This is a genomic window from Flavihumibacter solisilvae, assembly GCF_000814475.1.
Classification (GTDB): Bacteria; Bacteroidota; Bacteroidia; order Chitinophagales; family Chitinophagaceae; genus Flavihumibacter; species Flavihumibacter solisilvae.
The window spans coordinates 202076-226506 of the sequence record NZ_JSVC01000009.1 but is presented as its reverse complement, the minus strand read 5'-3'; the positions used below and the strand labels follow the sequence as shown (position 1 = coordinate 226506).

The 24431-nt window shown below is 47.8% G+C and carries 18 protein-coding genes; 14 read left to right on the top strand and 4 right to left on the bottom strand.

Going from position 1 to position 24431, the window contains the following annotated elements:
• Window positions 1-40 precede the first annotated feature (40 nt).
• The 9 genes from OI18_RS24390 (at window position 41) to OI18_RS08950 (ending at window position 12086) form a co-directional block, all read left to right on the top strand.
• Complete coding sequence (locus OI18_RS24390) at window positions 41-2650, top strand: sigma-54-dependent Fis family transcriptional regulator (protein ID WP_052273015.1); 2610 nt, start codon at window positions 41-43, stop codon at window positions 2648-2650.
• 157 nt (window positions 2651-2807) lie between these two features.
• Window positions 2808-3563, top strand: a complete 756-nt coding sequence (locus OI18_RS08985; protein WP_039139130.1) for an SDR family oxidoreductase — start codon at window positions 2808-2810, stop codon at window positions 3561-3563.
• 58 nt (window positions 3564-3621) lie between these two features.
• The gene (locus OI18_RS08980; RefSeq protein WP_039139128.1) at window positions 3622-3813 is read left to right on the top strand and encodes a hypothetical protein; all 192 of its coding nucleotides are present in this window, start codon (window positions 3622-3624) and stop codon (window positions 3811-3813) included.
• Between the two features lie 17 nt (window positions 3814-3830).
• Complete coding sequence (locus tag OI18_RS08975) at window positions 3831-4928, top strand: alpha/beta hydrolase (protein WP_082037897.1); 1098 nt, start codon at window positions 3831-3833, stop codon at window positions 4926-4928.
• 17 nt (window positions 4929-4945) lie between these two features.
• A complete protein-coding gene (locus OI18_RS08970; protein ID WP_039139127.1) occupies window positions 4946-5722 on the top strand; it encodes an alpha/beta hydrolase in 777 nt (258 codons plus the stop codon).
• Window positions 5723-5763: 41 nt separating this feature from the next.
• Complete coding sequence (locus OI18_RS08965) at window positions 5764-6111, top strand: YciI family protein (protein ID WP_039139125.1); 348 nt, start codon at window positions 5764-5766, stop codon at window positions 6109-6111.
• 210 nt (window positions 6112-6321) lie between these two features.
• The gene (locus tag OI18_RS08960; protein ID WP_205410012.1) at window positions 6322-7458 is read left to right on the top strand and encodes an efflux RND transporter periplasmic adaptor subunit; all 1137 of its coding nucleotides are present in this window, start codon (window positions 6322-6324) and stop codon (window positions 7456-7458) included.
• Window positions 7459-7469: 11 nt separating this feature from the next.
• Window positions 7470-10664 carry an efflux RND transporter permease subunit gene (locus OI18_RS08955; RefSeq protein WP_039139123.1) on the top strand — a complete coding sequence of 1065 codons (3195 nt, stop codon included), beginning with the start codon at window positions 7470-7472 and terminating at the stop codon, window positions 10662-10664.
• Between the two features lie 21 nt (window positions 10665-10685).
• Window positions 10686-12086, top strand: coding sequence for an efflux transporter outer membrane subunit (locus OI18_RS08950; RefSeq protein ID WP_039139121.1), 1401 nt, complete (start codon window positions 10686-10688; stop codon window positions 12084-12086).
• A gap of 23 nt (window positions 12087-12109) precedes the next feature.
• Here OI18_RS08950 and OI18_RS08945 read toward each other — a convergent pair whose 3' ends face one another.
• Window positions 12110-12520, bottom strand: coding sequence for a hypothetical protein (locus tag OI18_RS08945; protein ID WP_039139118.1), 411 nt, complete (start codon window positions 12518-12520; stop codon window positions 12110-12112).
• Between the two features lie 321 nt (window positions 12521-12841).
• On the bottom strand, window positions 12842-14254 hold the full coding sequence (locus tag OI18_RS08940; protein ID WP_039139116.1) for a carbohydrate porin: 1413 nt from the start codon (window positions 14252-14254) through the stop codon (window positions 12842-12844).
• Between the two features lie 237 nt (window positions 14255-14491).
• Here OI18_RS08940 and trhO point away from each other — a divergent pair, with 237 nt between their 5' ends.
• From trhO to OI18_RS08925, 3 genes are all read left to right on the top strand, one after another.
• On the top strand, window positions 14492-15532 hold the full coding sequence (gene trhO / locus OI18_RS08935) for an oxygen-dependent tRNA uridine(34) hydroxylase TrhO (protein WP_039139113.1): 1041 nt from the start codon (window positions 14492-14494) through the stop codon (window positions 15530-15532).
• A gap of 149 nt (window positions 15533-15681) precedes the next feature.
• Entirely contained in the window at window positions 15682-16218 is a 537-nt protein-coding gene (locus tag OI18_RS08930; RefSeq protein WP_039139111.1) for a hypothetical protein, read from the top strand.
• Between the two features lie 100 nt (window positions 16219-16318).
• On the top strand, window positions 16319-18424 hold the full coding sequence (locus tag OI18_RS08925) for an endonuclease MutS2 (RefSeq protein ID WP_039139109.1): 2106 nt from the start codon (window positions 16319-16321) through the stop codon (window positions 18422-18424).
• 24 nt (window positions 18425-18448) lie between these two features.
• Here OI18_RS08925 and OI18_RS08920 read toward each other — a convergent pair whose 3' ends face one another.
• On the bottom strand, window positions 18449-18877 hold the full coding sequence (locus OI18_RS08920) for a CBS domain-containing protein (RefSeq protein ID WP_039139106.1): 429 nt from the start codon (window positions 18875-18877) through the stop codon (window positions 18449-18451).
• Window positions 18878-18982: 105 nt separating this feature from the next.
• On the opposite strand from OI18_RS08920, the gene OI18_RS08915 reads away from it, so the two are divergent.
• Together OI18_RS08915 and OI18_RS08910 are read left to right on the top strand one after the other, a co-directional pair.
• A complete protein-coding gene (locus OI18_RS08915; protein WP_039139105.1) occupies window positions 18983-21586 on the top strand; it encodes an MGH1-like glycoside hydrolase domain-containing protein in 2604 nt (867 codons plus the stop codon).
• Window positions 21587-21593: 7 nt separating this feature from the next.
• Window positions 21594-23150, top strand: coding sequence for an NAD(P)/FAD-dependent oxidoreductase (locus OI18_RS08910; protein WP_039139103.1), 1557 nt, complete (start codon window positions 21594-21596; stop codon window positions 23148-23150).
• Here the strand turns inward: OI18_RS08910 and OI18_RS08905 are convergent.
• On the bottom strand, window positions 23135-24391 hold the full coding sequence (locus tag OI18_RS08905; RefSeq protein ID WP_082037896.1) for a glycosyltransferase family 87 protein: 1257 nt from the start codon (window positions 24389-24391) through the stop codon (window positions 23135-23137). The genes OI18_RS08910 and OI18_RS08905 overlap by 16 nt on opposite strands.
• Between the last annotated feature and the right edge of the window lie 40 nt (window positions 24392-24431).

The window sequence follows — 24431 nt, the reverse complement described above, 5'->3', positions numbered from 1 at the left end:
GCATTAAATTTAAGAACTTAGTTAAGAGTGAAATAGTGAGATGCGTGATCAACTTCATTCAGCCACTACCAGGAACGAGAGGGATATCCTGCTTGATCTTGGGCAAGACCTTACCCGGGTCAGGGAGAAGAATGACCTTATCATCCTGCTGACTGAGCGGATGAAAACTTACTTCTACTTCTGTCATGCCTCGGTAAGCCTGATCGGCCAACAGGACAATACCTTCAGTGCTTTCTTGCTGGATAATACTTACTCACCGTTGCTGAAATATCCGGGATACGCGAAACTGGTATCTGCAAAATATCCGCTAACAGGCATCTTGCAGGCAGTATTGCAGGCAGAAGGACCTATCTTATACTTACTCGAAGAAATTGTCAACCAGCCAATGATTCCTGCTTTTGTGCCTGTTTATTACGAAGCCGGCATTAAGGAAGTGCTGATAATGAAGTTGATGAATGAAGAAAAGCCAATTGGTTTTTTTCATGTCTACTCCGACACGGCTGGCTCATTTTCAACTGAATTCAGGAATCTTGTTCAGTTTATTGCTCCCCAGATTTCAAGCGCCATCTCCAATATTATCAAAAATGATGAGATCCTTAAAGAGAAAAATGAGAAATCATTCCTGCTTGATTTCAGTGAAGGCATTGCAACTGTAAAGACCAAATCAGAGCTTGAAGATGCAGTCAGTAATGCTTTAAGAAAGCTAACGGGCCTGCGAGGTTATATTATCCTTAAGATCAACGACGATGGTCTCACAATGGGCTCATTTCTATATGATACTTCGGTTCCGATTCCCGATATGGATGAACTGAATGCCCTTGTTTCAACCAGCTTTCCAATCAATGACGGACTTCAGAGCCGGGTACTCGACAGTCAGATTCCTTTGCTCTTTAGTGTGGAACTCGAGATCAGGAGAGGCATTCAATCTGCATACCTGCATTATTGGAAGAAACTGGGCTTCAAGACTATGGTTGGGCTTCGGCTGCGACATGGCGACACAAACCTCGGCATCCTCTGGCTCAATATAGAAGAAATTAATATTGAACTGTTACAGGGGGTATGCTCCCAGATTTCCATAGCAATGGCCAATATCATTGCGAATGAACAGGTTATTGTAAAACAAGCGGAACAAACATTTCTGCTTGACTTCAGTTGTGAAATTGCCCGAGTCAGAACGAAGGCTGACCTGGAAGCAGCAATCTTCAAAGTGCTGGACAAGATCCTGCATGCGAAAGTTGCCATGATCACTGTAATCGCAGATGACGGGTACAACCTGGTTCGTTTTATGTTTGACGAAACCTTATTCGATCATGCCAGGGAAGTTTATGATGAAATGCTGGGTAAGCAGTTCACAATCGAAGAAACATACAATGCAAAGGTGCTTTCCAGCGAGGATGGCCTGGTGTTCAATGTTGAAGAGGAAGCAATGAGTGGTAATGCGCTTGCAGCTCTTTGGCAAACTACAGGATTGAAAAACGCATACAGCCTGCCGTTACGGGTGGGAGACAGGAATATAGGTACTATATGGTTGCTGGCTAACCACCTGAGCCAGCTGATACTCAGGGGAATTGCTGCGCAGATCTCCATTGCCATCGCTAACATCCAGGCTAATGAAAAACTGCAGAACTATAAAAAGCAACTCGAAAATGAAAACCTTTACCTGAAGGAACAGATCAGTAATATTTACAATTTTTCAGAGATAATCGGAAATGGAGCTGAAATGCAGGAGGTGTACCGGCTGATGTCACTTGTCGCGAACTCTGCAACCACAGTATTGGTCCTTGGTGAAACCGGTACTGGCAAGGAGTTGATCGCCCGCGCAATTCACAATGCTTCACCGCGGAAAGACAAACTGATGGTTAAAGTAAACTGTGCAGCCCTGCCTGCCAACCTGGTTGAGAGTGAGTTGTTTGGTCACGAAAGAGGCGCATTTACGGGCGCCATTGACCGGCGCATCGGTAAATTTGAACTGGCCAACCAAAGCACCCTTTTTCTCGATGAGGTTGGCGAATTGCCATTGGAAGCGCAGTCAAAATTGCTCCGTGCGATCCAGGAACGTGAGGTGGAGAGGGTAGGCGGTAAGCAAATCATTAAGGTGGATGTTCGCCTCGTCGTAGCCACCAACAGGAACCTTGAAGAAGAAGTAAAAGCCGGGCGCTTCCGGGCAGACCTTTATTTCCGGCTGAATGTATTTCCCATCATGCTGCCGCCATTGCGGAACAGAACAGAAGACATAGAAGCGCTCACGCTATTTTTTGTAGAGAAATACAGCAGGAATTCGGGTCGCATTATCAGGAAAGTCACTCCAGGCGTAATCCAGCAACTACGCAGCTATTCCTGGCCAGGTAATGTGAGGGAATTGGAACATCTTATCGAACGCAGTGTACTGCTTACTACAAACAGTACCTTACAGGAAGTATATATTCCCACGAATCACCTTTTATCCGAACGGTCTGAAAACAAAGAACAATTCAACCGTACACTTGATGAAGTTGACCGAACTTATATCATCGGCGTTTTAAAACGTTGCCGGGGAAAGATTTCCGGCCACGGTGGCGCAGCAGCAATTCTTGACATCCCCGGCAACACCCTACACTCCAAAATGAGAAAGTTAGGCGTTACGAAGACTGATTATTTCAGTAAAGAGTGAGATGCCATTTTATTTAGTGAGAAATGTAGTGATTTCATCGGATTTAGTGAAGGTTTTCCCTTGCTTACTTACACAATTAGTTGAATTTCAACACTGTGATGATTTGGCATTTTGTTGGACTTACTAAGGTAAATAAATACAACAAAAAAGTAGAATCATGAAAATTGTAGTCATCGGAGGCACTGGCCTCATCGGATCCAAGGTAGTTGAAAAACTCCGTCAACTGGGTCACCAGGTAATTGTAGGTTCTCCAAACACCGGTATCAATACCATAACAGGCGAAGGCTTGGCAGAAGCCATGAAAGGTACCGACGTAGTAATCGACCTCGCAAATTCTCCTTCATTTGATGATAATGCTGTAATGGAATTCTTCCGCACTGCCGGCAAAAATTTACTGGCATCGGCACTGAATGCCGGCGTAAAGCACCATATCGCGGTTTCAATTGTAAACGCAGACAAGATAACAGACAGCGGTTATATGCGCGCTAAAGTAGTACAGGAAAATATTATCAAAGAATCAGGGGTTCCTTATACAATTATCCGCAGCACGCAGTTCCTGGAATTCCTGGCTGGTATTGCTAATTCGGGTACACAAGGCAGTGAATCACATGTATCTGGTGCACAATTCCAACCCATTGCTGCAGAAGATGTTTCTGTTTTCGTAACACAGGTTGCATTATCCGCCCCAATCAACGGCTATATTGAAATTGCAGGTCCTGAACGCAGTACCATGGCGGAATTTGTAGGCCGCTACCTGTACTACATGAATGATCCGCGCAAAGTAGTTTCCGACAATAATACAAGATACTTCGGCGCTTTGCTCAGTGAAAATGCACTGGTGCCACTGGGCCTTGCAAAAATGGGCGGTATCAATTTCGACAAATGGATGAAAGGCCAGGGTGTAAAATCTTAAATGGATTGCCTGCTGACTGCGTATGCCAATCTTATTTTATTTATCAAAACATTTTTCTATGCCAGTGTATTTTTTGCATTACCTCACACCCGGTCGCCGGGAGCGACCGGAAAAAGGCCAGCTTGTAAAGCTGCATGAAACAGATTATAACACTTTTGAAGGTAGCGAATTCCTCGACGATGCTATCCGCAATGACGAATTTGAGCTAACCACTGCAGAAGAAAGTGCTGCATCCGGCAGTCCGGAATAATCATCAATTAAACATTTATGGAAAAGAAATTTAATTCTGCGAAAGCAGAAAACGGCCCTCCTTTGCTTATTGGTTTTATACTTGTTGTCGCTATTTTTTCTTTCACATTACAAGCTATCTCGCAATCAAATACAAAAGGAGTAAAAGCGGAAAGCGATCCCCGCATTTTAAAAGAGGTAAGGGCATTTTTGAAAGCACTTAATTCCGCTCCAGGCAAACCAATAGAACAGTTGAGTCCTGCAGATGCACGGAAAGTATTGGTTGATGCCCAAAACTCGGTGACGGTTGATTACTCGGGTATTGAAGAATCGGAAAGATCCATCTCACAAGACGGCGAGAGCGTTCGGATCCATATTGTAAAGCCCGTCAACACCAGGTCAAATGCACCGGTCTTCATATTCATACATGGTGGGGGATGGGTATTGGGGGATTACCCGACACACAGGAGACTGGTAAGAGATCTTGTTGTTGCAAGCGGGGCTGTTGCAGTGTTTCCTGATTACACACCTTCCCCGGAAGCACGCTATCCTACTGCAATCAACCAGATCTATGCCGCCACAAAGTGGGTATCGGGGCATGGCAGTGAAATCGGGGTTGATGGAAAAAATCTTGCTGTGGTTGGCAACAGTGTCGGCGGAAATATGACAGCCGCAATCGCACTGATGGCAAAGGCTAAAAAAGGTCCTGCAATTAAACTCCAGGTAATGCTTTGGCCGGTTACAGATGCAAATTTTGAAACCGCATCTTACAAAGAATTAGGTGAAGGAAGGTTTCTTTCAAGAAATATGATGATCTGGTTCTGGGATAACTATTTGCCCGATAAAAATGCACGCAAAGAGATTTATGCATCCCCGCTTCGGGCGGGTATTAGTGAGTTGAAAGGTCTCCCGCCTGCTTTAATTCAAACGGCAGAGAATGATGTGCTGCGGGATGAGGGCGAAGCCTATGCCCGCAAACTGGATGAGGCTGGCGTTCCTGTAACGCTAACACGGTATGGCGGGCTGATTCACGACTATGGTTTATTGAATCCGTTGGCAGAAGTACCCGCAGTTAAAACAGCCCTGGCGCAAGCCTCAGCGGCAATCAGGATAGCATTAGAAAACAATAACAGATAAAATTAAAACTAAAATTTATGGTTACTATCAAACAGTTTTTTACGGTTGTATTCTTTATTGCAGTCACTGCTTTTTTTCTTCCAGAAAGGGCAGTATCCCAATCAACTTCAAAAGGAATTAAAAACATCGTATTGGTTCACGGGGCTTTTGCCGACGGATCCTGCTGGTCAAAGGTTATTCCTTCCCTTCAGAAAAGCGGATATAACGTGGTTGCGGTGCAAAATCCACTCACATCGCTTGCGAATGATGTTACCGCGGCCAGGCGCGCCATCGCTCAAATGGACGGTCCTGTGCTGTTAGTTGCACACTCGTATGGCGGAATGGTGATCAGCGAAGCGGGAAATGATCCGAAGGTCGCCGGGTTACTCTATGTTGCTGCACTTGTTCCTGAAGATGAACAAAACGCCAACCAGGTTAACGCCATGATGCCTACAACTGGAATTGAAAAGGAATTCCTGGTCAGTTCAGATGGCTATGTTTCATTGTCGCAGCAAACCGTAAATGAGCGCTTTGCACCTGATGCATCGCTGCAGGAAAGGAAGCTGATCTACGCAACACAAGTGCCACTGGCTGCATCTGCCGGCGAAGAAAAAGTAACAAGCCCCGCCTGGAAAAGCAAACCTTCATGGTATATCGTTGCAAGCCAGGACAAAGTGATCAGCCCTGAACTGGAACGATACAAGGCAAAGCTCATCAAGGCAACTACGATCGAGCTTAATTCAAGTCATATTCCCATGATCTCGCAGCCTAAGAAAGTAACGGATTTCATTATAACGGCAGCCCGCAAATTATAAATGTTTCATTATTTTTTTTCAAACAATAAAAGCAAATCAAAATGAGTGAATTCTTAATTACGATCCACAGGGATCTCACGAGCAAGAACCCCCATCCATCACCTGAAGAGTTGAAGGAGGCGTTTAAGCCTTACCAGGAATGGATCGCCGGTATTGCTGCTGATAACAAATTAGTAGCCCCTGTAAAGAAATGGGACCTCGATGGTAGGGTAGTAAGTACGGCAAAGAAGATACAGCAGGGGCCTTTCACTGAAGGAAAATTGTCAATGGGTGGGCTGTTACTGATAAAGGCAAACGACTATGATGAAGCAGTCGAAATTGCCAGGAAATGCCCCATCATCAAATATGGCGCAATTGTGGAAGTACGCATGGCAATACCCGCAGCATAGGTATAATGCTATAAGGGTGTCTTTGGTCCGGACAAAGACACCCTTTACATCCAAAATTTGGGTTTGTCCACTTCGGGGCAGATCTCGTCTGCTTCACCAGTTTCCTCTTGTCATCCGCCTCTGAGCGGCGATAATTTCGTTCCGCGATACAAGCAGTACTACCTGTCAGGTATCCAATTGCATACTTGTAATTAATTGAAAAGAGAAACGATGACAAAGATGAAAATCATTTTATTAATGGGGCTGATTGCCTGGATCCTGGCAGGCTGCGCAGCTCAAACCGAAACACCACCACCAACACCCGCAGCTTTGCCTGTCCTGCAGATCCAGTCAGGCAACGCGATTACTTACAAGGATTATCCCGCTGCTATTGAAGGAAAAACAAATGTTGAGATCCGTCCACAAGTAGACGGCATCCTGCAAAAGATCTATGCCGATGAAGGTAGTTATGTGGTAAAAGGTCAACCGCTATTCAAAATCGATGAAGCTCCTTTCCGGGAACGTCTTAACCAGGCTACTGCGCAGATGCATGCTGCAGAAGGAGCTTTAGCAAATGCTTCACTGGATGTTGAAAAGTTTACACCGTTGGTGGCAAACAAAGTAGTTTCGGATTACCAGCTGAAGGCAGCGAAAGCGGCTCACCAGGTAGCGTTTTCCAATCTGCAACAGGCAAAAGCGTTGGTAGCAGCTGCACAGATCAACCTGGGCTATACCTTGATCAAAGCGCCCGTCAACGGTTATATCAGCCGGTTGTTCAAAAAGCAGGGGAGCCTGTTAAATCCTGCAGATGTTCAACCCCTCACTTTATTGTCAGATGTACGCCAGGTACATGTCTACTTTGCACTGGCAGAATCTGACTTCATCCGATTTAAATCTCAATATGATGGTACTACCTTACAGGAGATGTTAGGTAAAGTGCCCGCCATTTCACTTATCCTTTCTGACCAGAGCACATTTACCAATTCCGGTAAAATTGATATGATTGATGGTCAGTTCGACAAAACGACAGGCTCTATTACTTTACGCGCTTCGTTTGCCAATGAAGGCGGCGTGCTTCGCTCTGGCAATACCGGCAAAGTGCGACTGCCCTTAAAACATGATGGTATCGTGCTGGTGCCACAGGCAGCAACAATCGAGTTACAGGATAAAGTTTTTGTCTACACAGTAAGCGACAGCAATAAGGTCAGTAAACAACAAATCCAGGTTCTCGGCATAAGCGGTACCAATTACCTGGTCCGCGAAGGCGTTCGATCCGGTGATCGTATCGTTACAGAGGGCTTTGGGCAATTAAAGGATGGCCAGGCTATCCTTCCTGCTATTTCCAACAAAATCGCCACTTCAAATTAATTCCTGGTTTTATGTTCAAGAAGTTTATTGACAGGCCGGTTCTTGCAACCGTGATCTCCATTATTATCGTGATCTTAGGTGGATTGGCCCTGGTGAAATTGCCGCTGCAGCAGTTCCCTGATATTGCGCCTCCCGCCGTGCAGGTTTCAGCACGCTACCCGGGTGCAAATGCAGAAACCATTCTTCGCTCTGTTGCTCCTTCATTGGAAGAAGCGATCAATGGTGTAGAGAATATGATCTATATGAGCTCTACTGCCAGCAATGATGGCACACTGGGTATCTCGGTTTTTTTTAAACAGGGTACTGATCCGGATCGCGCGGCGGTAAATGTCCAGAACCGTGTGGCACAGGCGATCAGCCAGTTGCCGGCAGAAGTAGTGCAGCAGGGGATTGCCACGGCAAAACAACAAAACAGCCTGGTAATAGCCTATTACCTGACATCGGAGGATGAATCAAAGTACGACCAGACATTCTTGTCAAACTATGCATTGATCAACCTGATCCCGGAACTAAAGCGGGTGCAGGGGGTAGGACAGGCAGTAATCTGGGGAAGCAACCGGGAATATGCAATGCGTATCTGGTTGAAGCCCGCACAGATGGCCAGTTATAACCTGACGCCAAATGAGGTCATTGCTGCTATCCAGGACAAGAACCTGGAAGCTGCTCCCGGCAGGTTCGGCGAGCAAAGCCAGGAAGCATTTGAATACGTCATCAAATACAAGGGCAAGTTCAATAAAAGCGAAGACTATGAAAATATCATTATCAGGGCTAACGCGGATGGCTCAGTGCTGCGGTTAAAGGACGTGGCACGGGTTAAATTTGAAGCGTTCACTTATAACGGGATAACACGTGTTAATGGTAAGCCTGCTATTAATATCGGGATCTTTCAGCAACCTGGGTCCAACTCCAACGAGATCCAGATCGCTACCACAAAGTTCATGGAAAAAGCATCAAAGGAATTTCCGAAGGGAATTAGTTTCAAATTGCTGTATAGCACAAAGGAGGCGTTGGATCAATCCATAGACCAGGTGAAGCACACATTGATTGAAGCCTTCGTGCTTGTTTTCCTTGTTGTGTTCCTCTTCCTTCAGGATTTCCGGGCGACGCTAATTCCCGCCATTGCTGTGCCTGTCGCCATCATTGGTACGTTTTTCTTTATCCAGCTGATCGGTTTTTCAATCAACCTGCTGACACTTTTCGCGTTGATCCTGGTGATCGGGATTGTTGTGGATGATGCCATAGTTGTGGTGGAAGCAGTGCACACCAAATTAAATCGCGGTTCAAAGTCCGCCAAAGAAGCCACCCGTCATGCAATGAAAGAAATCTCGGGGGCAATCATTTCCATAACTCTCGTAATGGCAGCTGTTTTCATACCTGTTGGTTTTATTGAAAGTTCCACGGGGCAGTTCTACCGGCAGTTTGCCTTTACTATGGCAATCGCCATTGTGCTCTCTGCCATCAATGCCCTAACCCTGAGTCCTGCATTGGCTGCATTGTTTTTGAAGCCTAACCATAACCACGAGGGCCAGCATAAACTCAAAACATTTAAACAACGCTTTTTTGATGGCTTCAACAGCGGATTTGAAAACCTGACAAACAGGTATGTCAGGAGCCTGCGTTTTTTGTTCCGGCATAAATGGGTGGGCTTGTCTAGTTTAGCACTGGTGCTGGTTGCAACAATCTGGATGGCTAAGAAGACGCCGACCGGTTTTATACCGCCGGAAGACCAGGGGTTTATTGTGATCTCGGTAACACTGCCGTCAAGCGCATCATTGGAACGTAATGCACATATAACCGAAGAAATTTATAAGGCAATTGGTAAGCAGGAATTCAGCAAACAGGTGAATGTACTGGCAGGTTTCAATTTATTGACACAGTCGAGCAGCTCATCGGCAGGAACAGCATTCGTCGGGCTGAAACCATTTGATCAGCGTGGCCCAGTCAAAGACATTGATGCGATCCAGGATATTATCCGTCAGAAACTATCCGGGATCAAGGGGGCAGATTTCTTTGTGTTTACTTTTCCCACGGTGCCGGGATTTAGTAATGTAGACGGCTTGGATTTTGTACTGCAGGACCGGGCGGGAGGGGCGATAAATAAATTCAGCGAGGTGAGTCAGCAGTTCATGGCTGAATTAATGAAACGCCCGGAAATAGGTTTTGTGTTTACGCCTTTCCGTTCCGACTACCCGCAATTGGAAATGGAAGTAGATGATGTAAAAGCTGCCCAGTTGGGAGTAAGTGTTAAAGAGATTTTGCAAACCATGCAGGCTTACTTTGGTACAGCCCAGGCTTCCGATTTCAACCGTTTTGGGAAATACTACCGGGTAATGTTGCAGGCCTCAAAAGAAGACCGGGCTAATGTAGCAGCCATTGATGGTGTATTGGTGAAGAATGTGCACGGAGAAAGGGTTCCTATAAATACCCTTGTCAGCTTGAACCGGGTATATGGACCGGAAACCGTTTCGAGATATAACCTGTTCAATTCGATTGGCATGAATGCCACTGTAAAGCCGGGCTTCAGTTCAGGTGACGGGATCAATGCAGTAAAAGAAGTTGCTGCTAAAATCTTACCTGAAGGTTATTCCTTTGAATTTACGGGGCAGACATTGGAAGAAACTGCAGCCGGCAGGCAGACTACGATCATCTTCCTCCTTTGCCTGGTGTTTGTGTACTTTTTGTTAGCTGCGCAATATGAAAGCTACATCCTTCCGCTTTCCGTAATACTGACTATCCCTACCGGCATTTTCGGGGTGTTTGCTGCCATCGGGTTTACTGGCATTGACAATAACATTTATGTACAGGTGGCCCTGGTCATGTTGATCGGGCTCTTGGCTAAGAATGCCATCCTGATCGTTGAATTTGCGGCACAAAGAAGGCGGGGAGGTGAATCATTGGCAAGGGCAGCTGTAAATGCAGCTGGCTCACGATTACGGCCGATCATTATGACATCGCTTGCTTTCATTGTGGGACTGATACCCATGATGAGTGCAACAGGTCCATCGGCAAAAGGGAATCACTCGATCAGTATCGGGGCCGCAGGAGGCATGCTCAGCGGAATGCTGATGGGATTATTTATCACCCCGGTTCTTTTTATCATTTTTCAACACTTGCAGGAGCGCATTAGCGGAAAGCCTGAATCCCGATTGAACGGAAAAGGTCATGCTGCTGATCTCGAGGCAGCGAATGAGGTATTGCATTCTTAAAATTGTTTAAAGTTGAAAAACATGAAGTATAGCTTAGTGATGTTGGTTTTGGTTGTCGTGCTGAATGCCTGTACGGTATCGCGTGACAGGGAAACACCGCAACCGGATTTACCTGGTAAATTCAGGAATGAACAGGTTGAAGATTCTGTTGGGATAGGAGCGTTTCCCTGGAAAGTATTTTATACTGATCCTTTGTTACAGGTACTCATTGATAGCGGACTGGTACGTAACTATGATATGCAAGTTGCCCTTAACAATATCGAGATTTCCAGTTTGCAACTGCGACAGTCGATGTGGGGGAATATCCCGGAGGTGGGGCTCCAGGTAGGTGCATCGGCTTCCCGTCAGTCCGGTAAAAGCCTGAACGGTCTTAGCCTGGAGAATTTTTTGGGAAAAAAGCATGTTGAAAATTATACTGCTGCCCTGTCCGTTTCGTGGGAAGCGGATATCTGGGGAAAAGTAAAAAATCAAAAGAAGGCCGCATTGGCGTCTTACCTGCAAACGGGGGAAGCAAGGCGTGGCATCCAAACAAGGCTGGTTGCTGCTATTGCGCAAGGGTATTACAATTTGCTGATCCTTGATCAACAGGTAGACATAGCCGAAAGAAATTTAAAGCTTAATGATTCCACATTGCGACTGGTCCGCTTGCAATATGATGCCGGCCAAGTGACCATTGTGGGTGTTCAGCAGGTGGAAGCGCAGCGACTGGCAGCTGCCGGGATAATCCCGCATCTTCATGAGGCACGTTTGGTTCAGGAAAATGCGCTTTCCGTTTTGACAGGTAAATTACCAGGCGCTATCCATCGTTCAGCTAAACTGTCATCTGCGGCACTTCCTGTTTCCCTGTCGGCCGGCCTTCCTGCAGCCATGCTGAGCCGGCGGCCGGATGTTAAAAGCAGGGAATTGGATCTGGCAATTGCGAATGCGGAGGTGGGAATAGCAAAGGCCAGCATGTATCCCTCATTCCGGATCACAGCGTCCGGAGGAGCAGAGGCATTTCAGTTTACCAACTGGTTTAATGTGCCGGCATCACTGTTTGGTGTAGCCGCCGGAAGTATAAGTCAGCCCATCTTGCAACGTCGCCAATTGAAAACACAGTTCGAAATAAAACAGGTTGAGCGGGAAACTGCAGTTCTTAGGTTCCGCCAGGTTGTCCTGACGGCTGTTGGTGAGGTTTCAGATGCACTGGCACAGGTAGAACAGTTGGAGCATAAAGCTGATGTTGCTGGTGAGCGGTTAAACGTTCTTAATGGTGCAGTCCATAATGCCGGCTTGCTTTTTCAAAATGGGCAGGCAACTTACCTGGAAGTAATAACAGCCCAGGCTGGCTTGCTGCAAAGCGAACTTGAGTTGGCTGCTATTAAAAAGGCGCAGCTGGATGCGGCTATTGAACTTTACCGTTCATTAGGTGGAGGACATTAAGCGAATCCGCTGGCAGGTCGCAGCTACGGCGTCGTTGGGTAGTCCCAAACATCGGGAGGCAACTTATCCTTGAGCGATTCATACATGGAGTCGCGGAACAGTTTCACCGCCGGATACGGCCGGAGGGCAATCGTGCGCTCAACTATCAGTCCTTGTTCGTTGTCCACGATGATCTCCAGACTCTCGATCTTGTGGCCATCCATGGTTCCTTCCCAACGCAAAAAGGTGGTGCGCTCATCGAGCTTAAATTCAGCTGTGTAAGTGCCAGAACCTCGCGTAGAGCTCGACTGAGCGAAAATCGCCGCGATGATGTCACGACCTTCGATCGGTCGTATTAGGATCGGGCTGTTGAATACGACGTTTTCGGCAAGCAACATTCTCACCTGGGCGGGTGAAGCGTTACCGGATTCGCGAAGTTTGCGTAACGGATGCATAATGATTCCTCCCGTGTTAAATTCTAGGTGCTGAAATTAATCAAAGGCTTTCTCTCACCGCTGCCATCGACTGCTACAGACTCGTTTACTCAAAAGACTATTGAGAAGGTTTATTCTTTACCTGACAAATTTATACTAAATAAGATTCAAACTAAACGTTCAAGTTTGTGGCAGAAGGCTCGCCTGCATTTTACGCTGATGACGCATTGAATTAGAGGAACGTGAGAAAAAAGTGAGAGAAAAGTGAGACAGATTTCCATGACGTAAGAGTATAATACTCACCAGCTATCATTCTACATTTTAGTTTTCAATTTGCAATTTCTACCAGATCCACCATTCGGCTCTTACCCCGATATAATGGCCCCATTCCTTATTCCCGATCTCCCGGAGGTAGGGTGAGTAGGCATTTTCCGCCGCGAACTTGTTGTATTTCGCTACAGAGTAGATCAGGCGCAAATGCGGCCGTGCCCAGGGATCCGCTTTGGCAGTAGGAACAATCGTAGGCACCAGTGAGAACTTGGCCATGCGTGCATAATCCTGCGCGCCATCCTTCCTGGCCGCATAATGCAGCTCGGTAATGAGATGGAACCACTTTTTTATGTACCAGAAATTTCTGAAGCCGACTGCATATTCTGTCTTCCTGTTGAAGATTTGCCGGTCGAAATAATCTGGTGCTTTATTCAGGCTGTCGGCGGCGCCGCGGCTTTTGGTAAAAATCACATAACCATTAAGGCTATACTTTTTACTGAGGTTGAGCATCAGGTGCTCAATAACGTTAAAGGAATACGCCTCTTTAAATTTATTCGTTTCGAGATCAGGTGCACCATAGGTCAGCCATGTTCTCGAGTTCCCGCCATCATTGCCATTGGCAATGCCACTGCCATACCTGACCGAAGCATGGTTGAAAGAACCTTCGACCGCAGTTTTTAATCCTGTCATATGTTTAATACCGACGACCCATCCGCCGGCCGAAGGATAGTTAAACGCTGTAGCCGTGTCCTCTGCACTTGCATCTGAAAGCTGGTGGTATTCAGCCAGCAGTTTGATCTGCTGGTTATTTTCATCGAACGGAATGATATGTTCTCCAATGATCACGCTCCTGCTTCGTAATCCCAGTCGTGGTGTTCCATCAATTATCGTCACATAAAAATTCGGTGGCACAGAACTGGCAGTATCAACATTCCCCGGGAACATCACGGATAACGTGGTGTTTTTCCATGTTACGCCAAACCCCTGCGTACTGTGATCATCAAAATAGAAATGGTCGGCAATATGTATATCGTTCGTGCGGAAGAATTTTGCCCCAATCCACGCACTCCATTTCGATCCCATGATATTGTTTGCTTCCGCGTATAGTTCCGGTAATGCAAATGCTACCCCACCGTAGTTGGTACTGCTGACATTACCGATCAGTTGCCCGTTGCCGCTATACATGGCCACCCGCGCCTGTACATTGATGAACGTGGTATCGCTTTGCTGGTTGTGTGGTTTGAAATGTAATGCGCCGGCAAATTCCACATAGTCTGCTTCCTCCATTCTGCCCCCAATAGAACCCATTCCGTTCAGGTTAAAGGAGCGACCGATATTTCCTTTGATGGCAGGGGCGAAGCCGGCACCAACCCGCCCGTATGAGCCGAAGGAGAACATTTTGTTGGTGACCGACTGGCTTGCAACATAGTGGCAGTTAGTGACCAGAAGGAATAAACACAACAGTCCTGGTAATCGCGTTTCCATTTAGGCTGTTTTTAGGTCTGGCAATGCGCTATGTAAAAATAATACAGCATAGCCGCTACGGTCAGCCGAATAGCCTTTGCAGCCCTGTTTAACCGTAAACCCTAACAATTCAAATCGATGCCGGCACTGCAGACCGACCCATTTTGAATTTTCACCTCTGAATTTTTAATTTCATCCTACCTTTGCGCCGCACAGGAATTTTGTTCACAACGCAAGTGTCCTTAAAATTTCAACTTAATGGCAGTACTACACAACAGGGTCTCCCAGGAGGAGCTCAAGAAGAAATTAATGGAAGAATCCGAACCCCGGACCACCATCTCATTTTACCAGTATTTTTTTATTGAAGATCCCAAACAGTTCCGGGACGATCTCTACCGCAGTCTCACCAACCTCAAGGTATTCGGCCGGATCTATGTCGCTTCTGAAGGCATCAATGCCCAGATCAGCGTGCCTTCTTCTGACTTCGAGGCACTTAAGGAATTGCTTTACCGCATCGACGCCCTTAATGGCATCCGTCTCAATATCGCGGTGGACGATGACGGTAAGTCTTTCTGGGTGCTGAAGATAAAAGTGCGTGAAAAGATCGTAGCCGATGGAATCGACGACCCCAGTTTCGATATGCGCAATAAAGGCCGTTATGTGAATGCGGAAGAATTCAACCGGCTTACCGACGACCCGGAAACTGTGGTCATCGATATGCGCAACCACTACGAATTTGAGGTAGGTCATTTCGATACAGCCATCGAAGTGCCCAGCGACACTTTCCGCGAGCAACTGCCCATGGCTGCAGAAATGATGCAGGACAACAAGGATAAGAATATCATCATGTACTGCACCGGCGGTATCCGTTGCGAAAAGGCTAGTGCGTATATGCTTCACCAGGGATTCAAGAATGTGTTCCACCTCGAAGGTGGGATTATCAATTATGCCAACAAGGTGAAGGAACAGGGACTCGACAACAAATTCCGTGGAAAGAATTTCGTGTTTGACAACCGCCTTGGTGAGCGCATCAGCGATGAAATTATTTCGACCTGCCACCAATGCGGTGAGCCGGCCGATACGCATACAAATTGCCGTAATGAAGGCTGCCACCTGCTCTTTATCCAGTGTGAAAAATGCGCCGCAAAATACAGTGGTTGCTGCAGCACCGAATGCCACGACACGATCCAGCTCCCCGAAGAAGTGCAGCTGGAAATGCGCCGTGGGATTGACAAAGGCCGCAATGTTTTCAACAAATCGCGCTCGCGTATCAAACCACTTTTGAATAAAAAAGGGTGATTTGCCCGTTTTTTACCCGACGGGTGGCACCCGACGGGTGAACAGGAAAATACCCCCCTTTTTTGGGAATTTCGACCTTGATTTAGGGTGTTCGCGGAGTGTACTTTTGGTTCAGATCGATACACATTAATCACTCTGAAACCACAATCATGAAAAAGTCAGTTTTAAACCTCGCGACAAGTGTTATCCTGCTTTGTGCAGGTTCATTTTCAACGTTGTATGGCCAGGATAACCCTGTTGCCAGCAATACAAAGAAAGCTCCCAGTTATAGTAGCTCACCCGCGGCCGAAGCTGCCGATCCTAAAGGCAATGCCATGATCTTCCTCGAAAGCAATCTGCTGAAGAAGTTCAACAAAGCTTTCCCTGAAGCAAAGGATGCCGTTTGGTACCGCGACGGAAACATGACCCGTTTTTACTTCCATGGCGACGGTACTATTGTTAGGTCTGCCATGAATGAAAAAGGCAGGCTGCTGTTCACCATCCGTTACTATGAACCCGACCATCTTCCCCGCGCCGTTGCTTCCGCCATTCGCGACGCATTCCCTGGTTACAAGATGAGGCAGGTAACCGAAGTATCCATTGACGAGAAAATCGCCTTTATCGTTAAAGTTGACGGTATGGACGACTGGCTCCAGGTGAAATACCTCGATGGAGACGTCACAATACTCCAAAAATTCACGTACTGAAAACCTTGTTAGTCACGGCTTTAGAAACCGTTAAAACACCCCCTCTCACCCGTCGGGTACCACCCGACGGGTGATTTTTTTGCGCTAACTTTGCCGCTGCATGAAACTTTTTCCCGAATCGGCGTCCTTTCAGTTGGAGTTTGACAAGATCAGGACCCTGTTGGAACAGCATTGTAGGACAGAATATTCCCGCCATAAGGCACGGGAACTGCGTATCCATACCCGGCACTCATTTATTGAAACGGAATTGCGGCAGAGCCACGAGTTCAAGCAACTCCTCCTGAACGCGATCTATTTTCCGAACGATTTCACCCTCAACCTGTCGAAGGACATCAAGCTGCTCGGCATCCCCGGTGCGGTCATGTCAGGTGAGCAGCTGGTGCATTTCCGCAAGCTCGCAGAAAACATCAGTAATATTTTCCGCTGGTTCGACAATGAAAGGCGGCAGGTCTACCACGGCCTCGCCCAGGTAATTGATGGCACCTACTACGAAAAGGCCATCCAGGAACTGATCAATGACGTGATCGACGAGCACGGCGTCGTTCTCGACAGCGCGTCCGAGGACCTCAGGCAGATCAGGATGAGCCTGTACCGCAAACGCACTGAGCTGCGCCGCGCCTTCGAAAAAGTGGTGCAGCGGCTGAACAAGCAGGGCTACCTGGCGGATATTGAAGAGTCCTTCCTCAACGGCCGCCGCGTACTGGCTGTTTTCGCAGAGCAAAAGCGGATGGTCAAGGGAATCCTTCACGGCGAAAGCGATACCCGCCGTACTGCTTTCATTGAACCGGAAGAAACCATCAGCCTCAATAATGATGTCTACTCCCTCGAAAACGACGAGAACCGCGAAGTGCAGCGCATCCTTCGCGCCCTTACGGCAAAACTCTCCGTTTACGCCGAACTGCTGAAAACCTACCTGAATGTTACGGGCGAATTTGATTTTATCCGCGCCAAAGCCAGGTTCTCGCAGGACTATAATGGCGAGTACCCGGTGGTGATGGATAAAGCCCACGTACACCTGGTGAACGCTTACCACCCGCTTTTATACATCTACAATAAACGCTTACAGAAGCCTACCATCCCGGTTACCCTCACGCTCGACGATAAAAGCCGCGTCCTCGTGATCAGCGGTCCGAACGCCGGTGGCAAGACGGTGACCATGAAAACCGTCGGCCTCAACCAAATGATGGTCCAAAGCGGCCTGCTGGTTCCCGTGCATCCGTCCAGCGCCTTTGGTATTTTCAGGCAGCTGATGATCCATATCGGTGATACCCAGAGTCTCGAGTTCGAGCTCAGCACTTACAGCTCGCACCTCAAGAACATGAAGCATTTCATGGAAACGGCGAACGGCAAGACCATGTTCTTCATCGATGAGCTGGGAAGTGGTTCCGACCCCAACCTTGGTGGTGCTTTCGCGGAAGTGATCATGGAGGAACTGGCCCGCAAGCATGCCATGGGAATCGTGACCACCCACTACCTCAACCTGAAAGTGATGGCCAACAAAACGCCGGGTATCATCAACGGCGCCATGGCATTTGACGAGCAAAACCTGCTCCCGATGTACAAGCTGATCATCGGTAAGCCCGGAAGCTCGTATACCTTCTCCATCGCCGAACGCATTGGCCTCGACAAGAAGCTGATCGAGCGCGCCCGCAAAATGGTGGACGAAGACCATTTCAGTCTCGATAAACTGCTCAACCGTACCGAACAGGACCTGCGTGAACTGGAAAAGAAGGAAAAGGAACTCAATAAGCTGCTCAAAGAAAACGATAAGCTGAAAAAGGAGATGGAGCAGGTGATGGATCGTGAGAAACACAAGCAGCAGGTCGAGCTCCTCAAGCACCAGAACATGGTCACCGAGGACAGGATCAGTTACTTGAAGGATATGGACCGCAAGATGAAGCAGATCCTTATCGAATGGAAGAAATCCGACGACAAGGACAAAGTGATGAAGGAAATGTTCTCCCTGCTCTTCAAAAAAGATGAGAAGCAGGTCGTGAACAAACTGCAGAAAAAGATCGACTCAAAGTTCGACGAGGTCGGTGGCGATATCCAGGTAGGAGTTAAGGTCAAGATGAAACGCAATCACCAGGTCGGCACGGTCATCGAACTCCGCGGCAAACGTGCAGTGGTGAAAATAGGACTCCTTCCCATGCAGGTCGACATCAAAGACCTGGTGGTCGTGAAAGAGAAACAAGTTGAAAATTAAGCCCCCTTTTTAATTTTCACTTCATCATGAATTTATGTAGGTGTGGAGATGTGAAATCGTCTCCGCCTGGCTCGCGATCACTGCTTTAATAACGTCGTTAACTGAAATGATCCCAGTAAGTTCATGGCCGTGAAATACCGGCAGGTAGCGGATATTGTTCACGGACATCAGCTGCATACACTCCTCGATAGACGTTTCAGAACTGATGCTGGGCAGGTCGATCGACATGATTTCCTTTACCTGCGTATCTGTGGAAGATTTTCCTTTCAGGATCACTTTTCGCGCATAGTCGCGCTCAGTCATAATTCCCCGGTACTCCCCATTTTCCATCACCAGGATGGATCCGATATTATTATCACTCATGATCTTCAACGCATCGAGTACGGTGGTTGCGGGTACCACATAGATCAGGTGGCGGCTCTTGCGCGCCAGGACATCTGCTACTTTTTTCATTTGCAAGCTTTGGTTGGTACTCCATAAGTTACAGATTTATTCCTGAAAATGGAAAGTATGGCTATCCTTATCTTTACTGCCACCGAATTGAGCAAAACCAATTAAATGAACGTTGAGAAGCAGCGGTTGAATGACCCCCAATGGAAAAAATGGGGACCCTATGTTTCAGACCGGCAATGGGCAACCGTCCGGGAAGACTATACAGAAGACACCAATACCTGGGAAGCCGTTACCTACGACATGGCTCGCAGCTACGCGTACCGGTGGGGTGAAGATGGCATCGGGGGTATCAGTGATGAAAACCAGCTGCTCTGTTTCTCCGTCGCGCTCTGGAATAAGCAGGACCCTTTTCTCAAGGAAAGGCTCTTCGGGCTCACCGGCCCGAGGGGGAACCATGGCGAGGATGTAAAAGAACTTTACTACTACCTCGACAATTCGCCGACGCATTCCTACATGAAAATGCTTTACAAGTACCCGCAGAAAGCTTTCCCTTACGACCAGCTTTACCAGGAGAACGACAGGCGAAGCCGCGAGCAACCCGAATTCGAACTGGTTGATACGGGCATCTTCGACAACGGTGCTTACTTCGATGTGTTTATTGAATATGCGAAAGCTGGTCCCACCGATATACTGGTGAAAATTTCAGTTGCCAACCGGGGTAAGGCCCCGGCGCCAATCAGTGTATTGCCTACGATCTGGTTCCGGAACACCTGGTCATGGGGACGGGAGCCCTACCGCCCGGAAATGAAAGCCGATGGCCAGAATACCATCAGGATCGATCATAAACGGATAGGTAATTATTACCTGTATTGTAATGGCAACTGCGACCTGCTTTTTTGCGAGAACGATACCAACGCGAAAAGACTGCAGGGAAAGAAGGGCATTCAGCCTGTCTCAAAGGACGGCATCAACGACCATCTCGTAAATAAAAAACGCACCGTACTAAATAAATCCAAATCGGGCACCAAGGCATCTGCGCATTATAACCTGACCGTTGGCGCGGGGGAAACGGCTGTCATCAAACTGCGGCTATCCAAAGAAGCGCTCGATTATCCCTTCCATGATTTTGATGCCATCTTCTGGCAGCGCATTTATGAAACGGAAGAATTCTACTCCGAGCTTCAACGCGGCGTAAATGAGCCTGATGACCGGCGGATCCAGCGCCAGGCTTATGCCGGTATGCTCTGGAGCAAGCAATACTATTACTACGACGTGGAGGAGTGGATGGAAGGTGACCCCGCAAAACCCGCTCCGCGCAACCGGCGCTGGGGAAGGAACCACGACTGGTCACACCTGAACAACGCCGACATCATTTCAATGCCCGACAAATGGGAGTATCCCTGGTATGCGGCATGGGACCTTGCCTTCCACTGCATCCCGCTGGCATATCTTGACGCCGCATTTGCTAAGAACCAGCTGCAGCTGCTGACCAAGGAATGGTACATGCATCCGAACGGGCAGTTCCCTGCCTATGAATGGAACTTTGGCGACGTGAACCCACCCGTGCACGCATGGGCAACCTGGCGGGTCTACGAAATCGATAAGCAGACCAACGGGGGGAAGGGAGACATCCAGTTCCTGGAAGGTGTATACCATAAGCTGCTGCTCAATTTCACGTGGTGGGTCAACCGAAAGGACGATGACGGCAACAACATTTTCCAGGGCGGATTCCTCGGACTCGATAATATCGGGGTATTTGACCGCAGCGCTCCATTACCCGGCGGCGGCCATCTGGAGCAAAGCGACGGAACCAGCTGGATGGCGATGTATTGCCTGAACCTGCTGCGGATCTCACTAGAACTTGCCACACACAACCATATCTATGCGGATATGGCTACCAAGTTCTTCGAACACTTCTTATATATCGTGAAAGCAATGAACACGATCGGCGACAATAATTTCGGGTTGTGGGATGAGCAGGACCAGTTTTTTTACGATGTTCTCAAAAAGCCGGATGGCTCAGAACAGAAGCTGCGCGTGCGTTCCATGGTGGGACTGATCCCGCTGTTTGCAGTAGAGGTAATTGACCATTCCCTTTTTGAGCAGATCCCTGAATTTGTCAACAGGCTGGAGTGGTTCCTGAAATATAAATCGACATACGCATCCATCGTGTCTGAATGGAGCAGTACCCTGTCCGATTCCAAACACCTGCTTTCCCTGATCAGGTCCGACAGGCTTGTTGCCATTCTCCAGAAAGTACTCGACGAAACAGAATTCCTGAGTGAATATGGTATTCGCGCCCTTTCCCGGTATCATGAAGAAAATCCTTTTTCCATCGAAGTGGAAGGGAATGCCTTCAGGGTAAAATACCTGCCTGCAGAATCTGACAGCAGTATGTTCGGGGGTAATTCCAACTGGCGTGGCCCCATCTGGTTCCCGTTGAATTACCTGCTGATCGAATCGCTGCAGCGTTATCACTATTACTATGGCGATACGCTTAAAGTGGAATGCCCGAAAGGCAGCGGAAATTATTTAACGCTCGACCAGGTGGCAGATGAGCTTTCCCTAAGGCTGCTGCGCATTTTCAGGAGTGATGGAAACGGTAAACGCCCGGTGTATGGTGATTGCGAACTTTTGCAAAAGGATGCTTATTTCCGCGACTATATCCTTTTCTATGAATATTTTCACGGCGACAATGGCAGGGGCGTAGGTGCTGCTCACCAGACGGGGTGGACAGGCCTCATCGCCAAATTGCTACAACCCCGGTGAAAACATCATGACTAAAAAAGCGATCATAGTTGGTGCCGGCCCCGCGGGGCTCACCGCCGCATACGAACTTTTGCAGCGGACCGATATCATTCCCATTATCCTGGAAAAGTCAGGTGATATTGGCGGTATCAGCAAAACGGTCAATTACAAAGGCAACAGGATGGATATTGGCGGTCATCGGTTTTTTTCGAAATCGGACCGCGTCATGAAATGGTGGCTGAATATCCTGCCGCTCGACAATACCACGGGGGAAGAGATCGCATTGCAATACCAGAACCAGCGAACGCTGCTGAAAAATGCTTCCTCCACACCCGCCGGTGAAACCCACCGCATGCTTGTGCGGGAGCGACTTTCCAGGATCTTTTACCTCAACCGCTTTTTCAATTATCCTTTGTCATTGTCGAAGGATACCATCCGCAAGCTTGGCTTCAAAAAGCTGGCGCTGATCGGCTCGTCATACATGGCTGCTAAACTTCGTCCACGTACCGAAACCACCCTCGAAGATTTCTTCATCAACCGCTTCGGCAGCAACCTTTATCAAACCTTCTTCAAGGACTATACAGAAAAAGTATGGGGCGTTCCCTGTAACGCCCTGCCTGCAGACTGGGGCAGGCAGCGGGTTAAGGAATTGTCGGTACGCAAGGCCGTGGTGCATGCGATGAAGAAGAAGCCCGCCGCGGATCTCAAACAGAAATCGACGCAGACCAGCCTGATCGAGAGATTTTTATATCCCGCACTGGGACCTGGCCAACTGTGGGAAGAAGTTGCCGCGCGCATAGTTGAAATGGGCGGTGAGATCCACTTCCATCACGAGGTGAACGGTATAGCTCATTCAGGTGGCAATATCAGTTCCATCCAATCCACAGACACAAACGGAACAACACACACTTGGGAAGGCGATTATTTTTTCTCTACCATGCCCGTGCAGGAACTCATTGCTTCCATGTCGCCACAGCCTCCTGCAGAGATCCGGAGCATTGCAGCAGGATTGCCATACCGCGATTTTATGATGGTTGGATTGCTGGTAAAGAAGCTGCTGATGCATGACCGCTTCGCAAAAACAAACAGCGACGAGATCAGGGATAACTGGATCTATATCCAGGAAAAATCTGTGAAGTTGGGCAGGTTGCAGATCTTCAATAACTGGAGTCCGTATATGGTCAGTGATCCGGGTACTGCATGGTTAGGACTTGAATATTTCTGCAATGTGGGTGATGAATTGTGGAGCATGCCCGATGACGCATTTATCACTTTTGCCACCGGGGAACTGGAGCGCATCGGATTTATCGACAGGAACGATGTGCTTGACAGTAATATCGTGCGAATGGAAAAAACTTATCCCGCTTACCTGGGCACATACAACAGGTTCGACGAGATCCGAAACTATACCGACACTTTCCATAACCTGTTCCTTGTTGGCCGCAATGGAATGCATAAGTACAACAACAGTGATCATTCCATGCTTGCTGCAATGACCGCAGTCGACAATATTATCGCCAACATAACCACGAAAGAAAACATCTGGGAGATCAATACGGAGCAGTCATATCACGAAGAAGAATGACGTTCACGGCGGTTCCAGGTGTACAGCAACATGCAGCCGATAAACAGGCTTTCAGCCACGACCAGGTTAACGGGAATCAGATCCAGCACGAGCAGGATGCAAGCCGTGTTGAAGACATAACGTTCCGTCCTGTTCATCTGGAAATAATTCCCTGCAAAAATCAATATGATCGGAAATACTTCCGGGAAATAATAGGTCAGCCTGAGAATGGGAGAAGTTAATGCAGCCATCCAATAAGCGAAGTATCCAATGAAAAGGGCGTCGTGCATATTGCGGAACTGGTAACGGAATGAAAACCATACCAGCACGGCAAATGTGCAGATGAAAACGACCAGCATCGGCAGGGGAGGAACGGAATAATTCCACTTGCTTTGCACCAGGTGGAAAATATTTCCCTGCTCGCTTTGGTTGGAAATGTAATCCAAAGCACGCGTTGAGCCTTCGAGGCTTTTTCCTTCTGTTACAATGTCGCCGTGACAAAAGATGACGGTGATATCAGCCACGTTATTCTTTACCCATTCCCTGCAGGTATGATAGAAACTCACCCAATCATTAAGATGAAAATACCATTCCATTGTGCCGAGCAGAATTGCGGCTAACGCTATTGCACCGAAAAACTGTTTTTTATCGAGCCGGCAGAACAACAGGAAGGGCGCCAGCAGAACGGCATTCGGTCTTAACCAGACAGCAATACTCAACAGGAGCCCGCAGATGAAATATTTATACCTGCCGTTACCTGCTGCGGTAAAGATCATCAGCGACATGGCTGTAGGTAAAATGAAATGGCATTGTCCCTTCAGGATGGTTTCCGACCATTGTGGTGTCAGGAGGAGAATGATCGCGGCGGCGAGCACCCTGGACTTCGAAGCTTCGTCCCGGAATGCCTGGTGAATAGGCAGTACTATGAGCAGGAAAAAAACGTAATGCAACAGCACCCAGATATAACCAATGCTCATATAGTCCAGTCTCGCGATGGGCCTGATGAGCCACAAAAGGCTTGGCGGACTCGTGGTCAGGTTGTTCCTGAAATTGCAAATGTCAATCGGGTCGCATAAAGTCAGCGGCCAGGCTTTGCTCCATTTGAAGTAGTAGGGGTCCATTCCAAGGTCCATCAGCCTGGAGCCGATGATACGGTTCCTGAGGTCGACGAAATAGTTGATCTCGGCCAATCCCAGGTAATAAACCAAAGTGGAAATAAAGAAATAACAGAAGAAAAAAAGTAAGTATCTATGTAACCGCATCGTGACCGTGAAAATAGGTAATGACTATCTAAATTATCAA

Bases quoted from the DNA above. Each gene is read 5' to 3' on its own strand.
- OI18_RS24390 (WP_052273015.1), top strand. From the start codon at position 41: ATGCGTGATCAACTTCATTCAGCCACTACCAGGAACGAGAGGGATATC.
- OI18_RS08985 (WP_039139130.1), top strand. From the start codon at position 2,808: ATGAAAATTGTAGTCATCGGAGGCACTGGCCTCATCGGATCCAAGGTA.
- OI18_RS08980 (WP_039139128.1), top strand. From the start codon at position 3,622: ATGCCAGTGTATTTTTTGCATTACCTCACACCCGGTCGCCGGGAGCGA.
- OI18_RS08975 (WP_082037897.1), top strand. From the start codon at position 3,831: ATGGAAAAGAAATTTAATTCTGCGAAAGCAGAAAACGGCCCTCCTTTG.
- OI18_RS08970 (WP_039139127.1), top strand. From the start codon at position 4,946: ATGGTTACTATCAAACAGTTTTTTACGGTTGTATTCTTTATTGCAGTC.
- OI18_RS08965 (WP_039139125.1), top strand. From the start codon at position 5,764: ATGAGTGAATTCTTAATTACGATCCACAGGGATCTCACGAGCAAGAAC.
- OI18_RS08960 (WP_205410012.1), top strand. From the start codon at position 6,322: ATGACAAAGATGAAAATCATTTTATTAATGGGGCTGATTGCCTGGATC.
- OI18_RS08955 (WP_039139123.1), top strand. From the start codon at position 7,470: ATGTTCAAGAAGTTTATTGACAGGCCGGTTCTTGCAACCGTGATCTCC.
- OI18_RS08950 (WP_039139121.1), top strand. From the start codon at position 10,686: ATGAAGTATAGCTTAGTGATGTTGGTTTTGGTTGTCGTGCTGAATGCC.
- OI18_RS08945 (WP_039139118.1), bottom strand. From the start codon at position 12,520: ATGCATCCGTTACGCAAACTTCGCGAATCCGGTAACGCTTCACCCGCC.
- OI18_RS08940 (WP_039139116.1), bottom strand. From the start codon at position 14,254: ATGGAAACGCGATTACCAGGACTGTTGTGTTTATTCCTTCTGGTCACT.
- trhO (WP_039139113.1), top strand. From the start codon at position 14,492: ATGGCAGTACTACACAACAGGGTCTCCCAGGAGGAGCTCAAGAAGAAA.
- OI18_RS08930 (WP_039139111.1), top strand. From the start codon at position 15,682: ATGAAAAAGTCAGTTTTAAACCTCGCGACAAGTGTTATCCTGCTTTGT.
- OI18_RS08925 (WP_039139109.1), top strand. From the start codon at position 16,319: ATGAAACTTTTTCCCGAATCGGCGTCCTTTCAGTTGGAGTTTGACAAG.
- OI18_RS08920 (WP_039139106.1), bottom strand. From the start codon at position 18,877: ATGAAAAAAGTAGCAGATGTCCTGGCGCGCAAGAGCCGCCACCTGATC.
- OI18_RS08915 (WP_039139105.1), top strand. From the start codon at position 18,983: ATGAACGTTGAGAAGCAGCGGTTGAATGACCCCCAATGGAAAAAATGG.
- OI18_RS08910 (WP_039139103.1), top strand. From the start codon at position 21,594: ATGACTAAAAAAGCGATCATAGTTGGTGCCGGCCCCGCGGGGCTCACC.
- OI18_RS08905 (WP_082037896.1), bottom strand. From the start codon at position 24,391: ATGCGGTTACATAGATACTTACTTTTTTTCTTCTGTTATTTCTTTATT.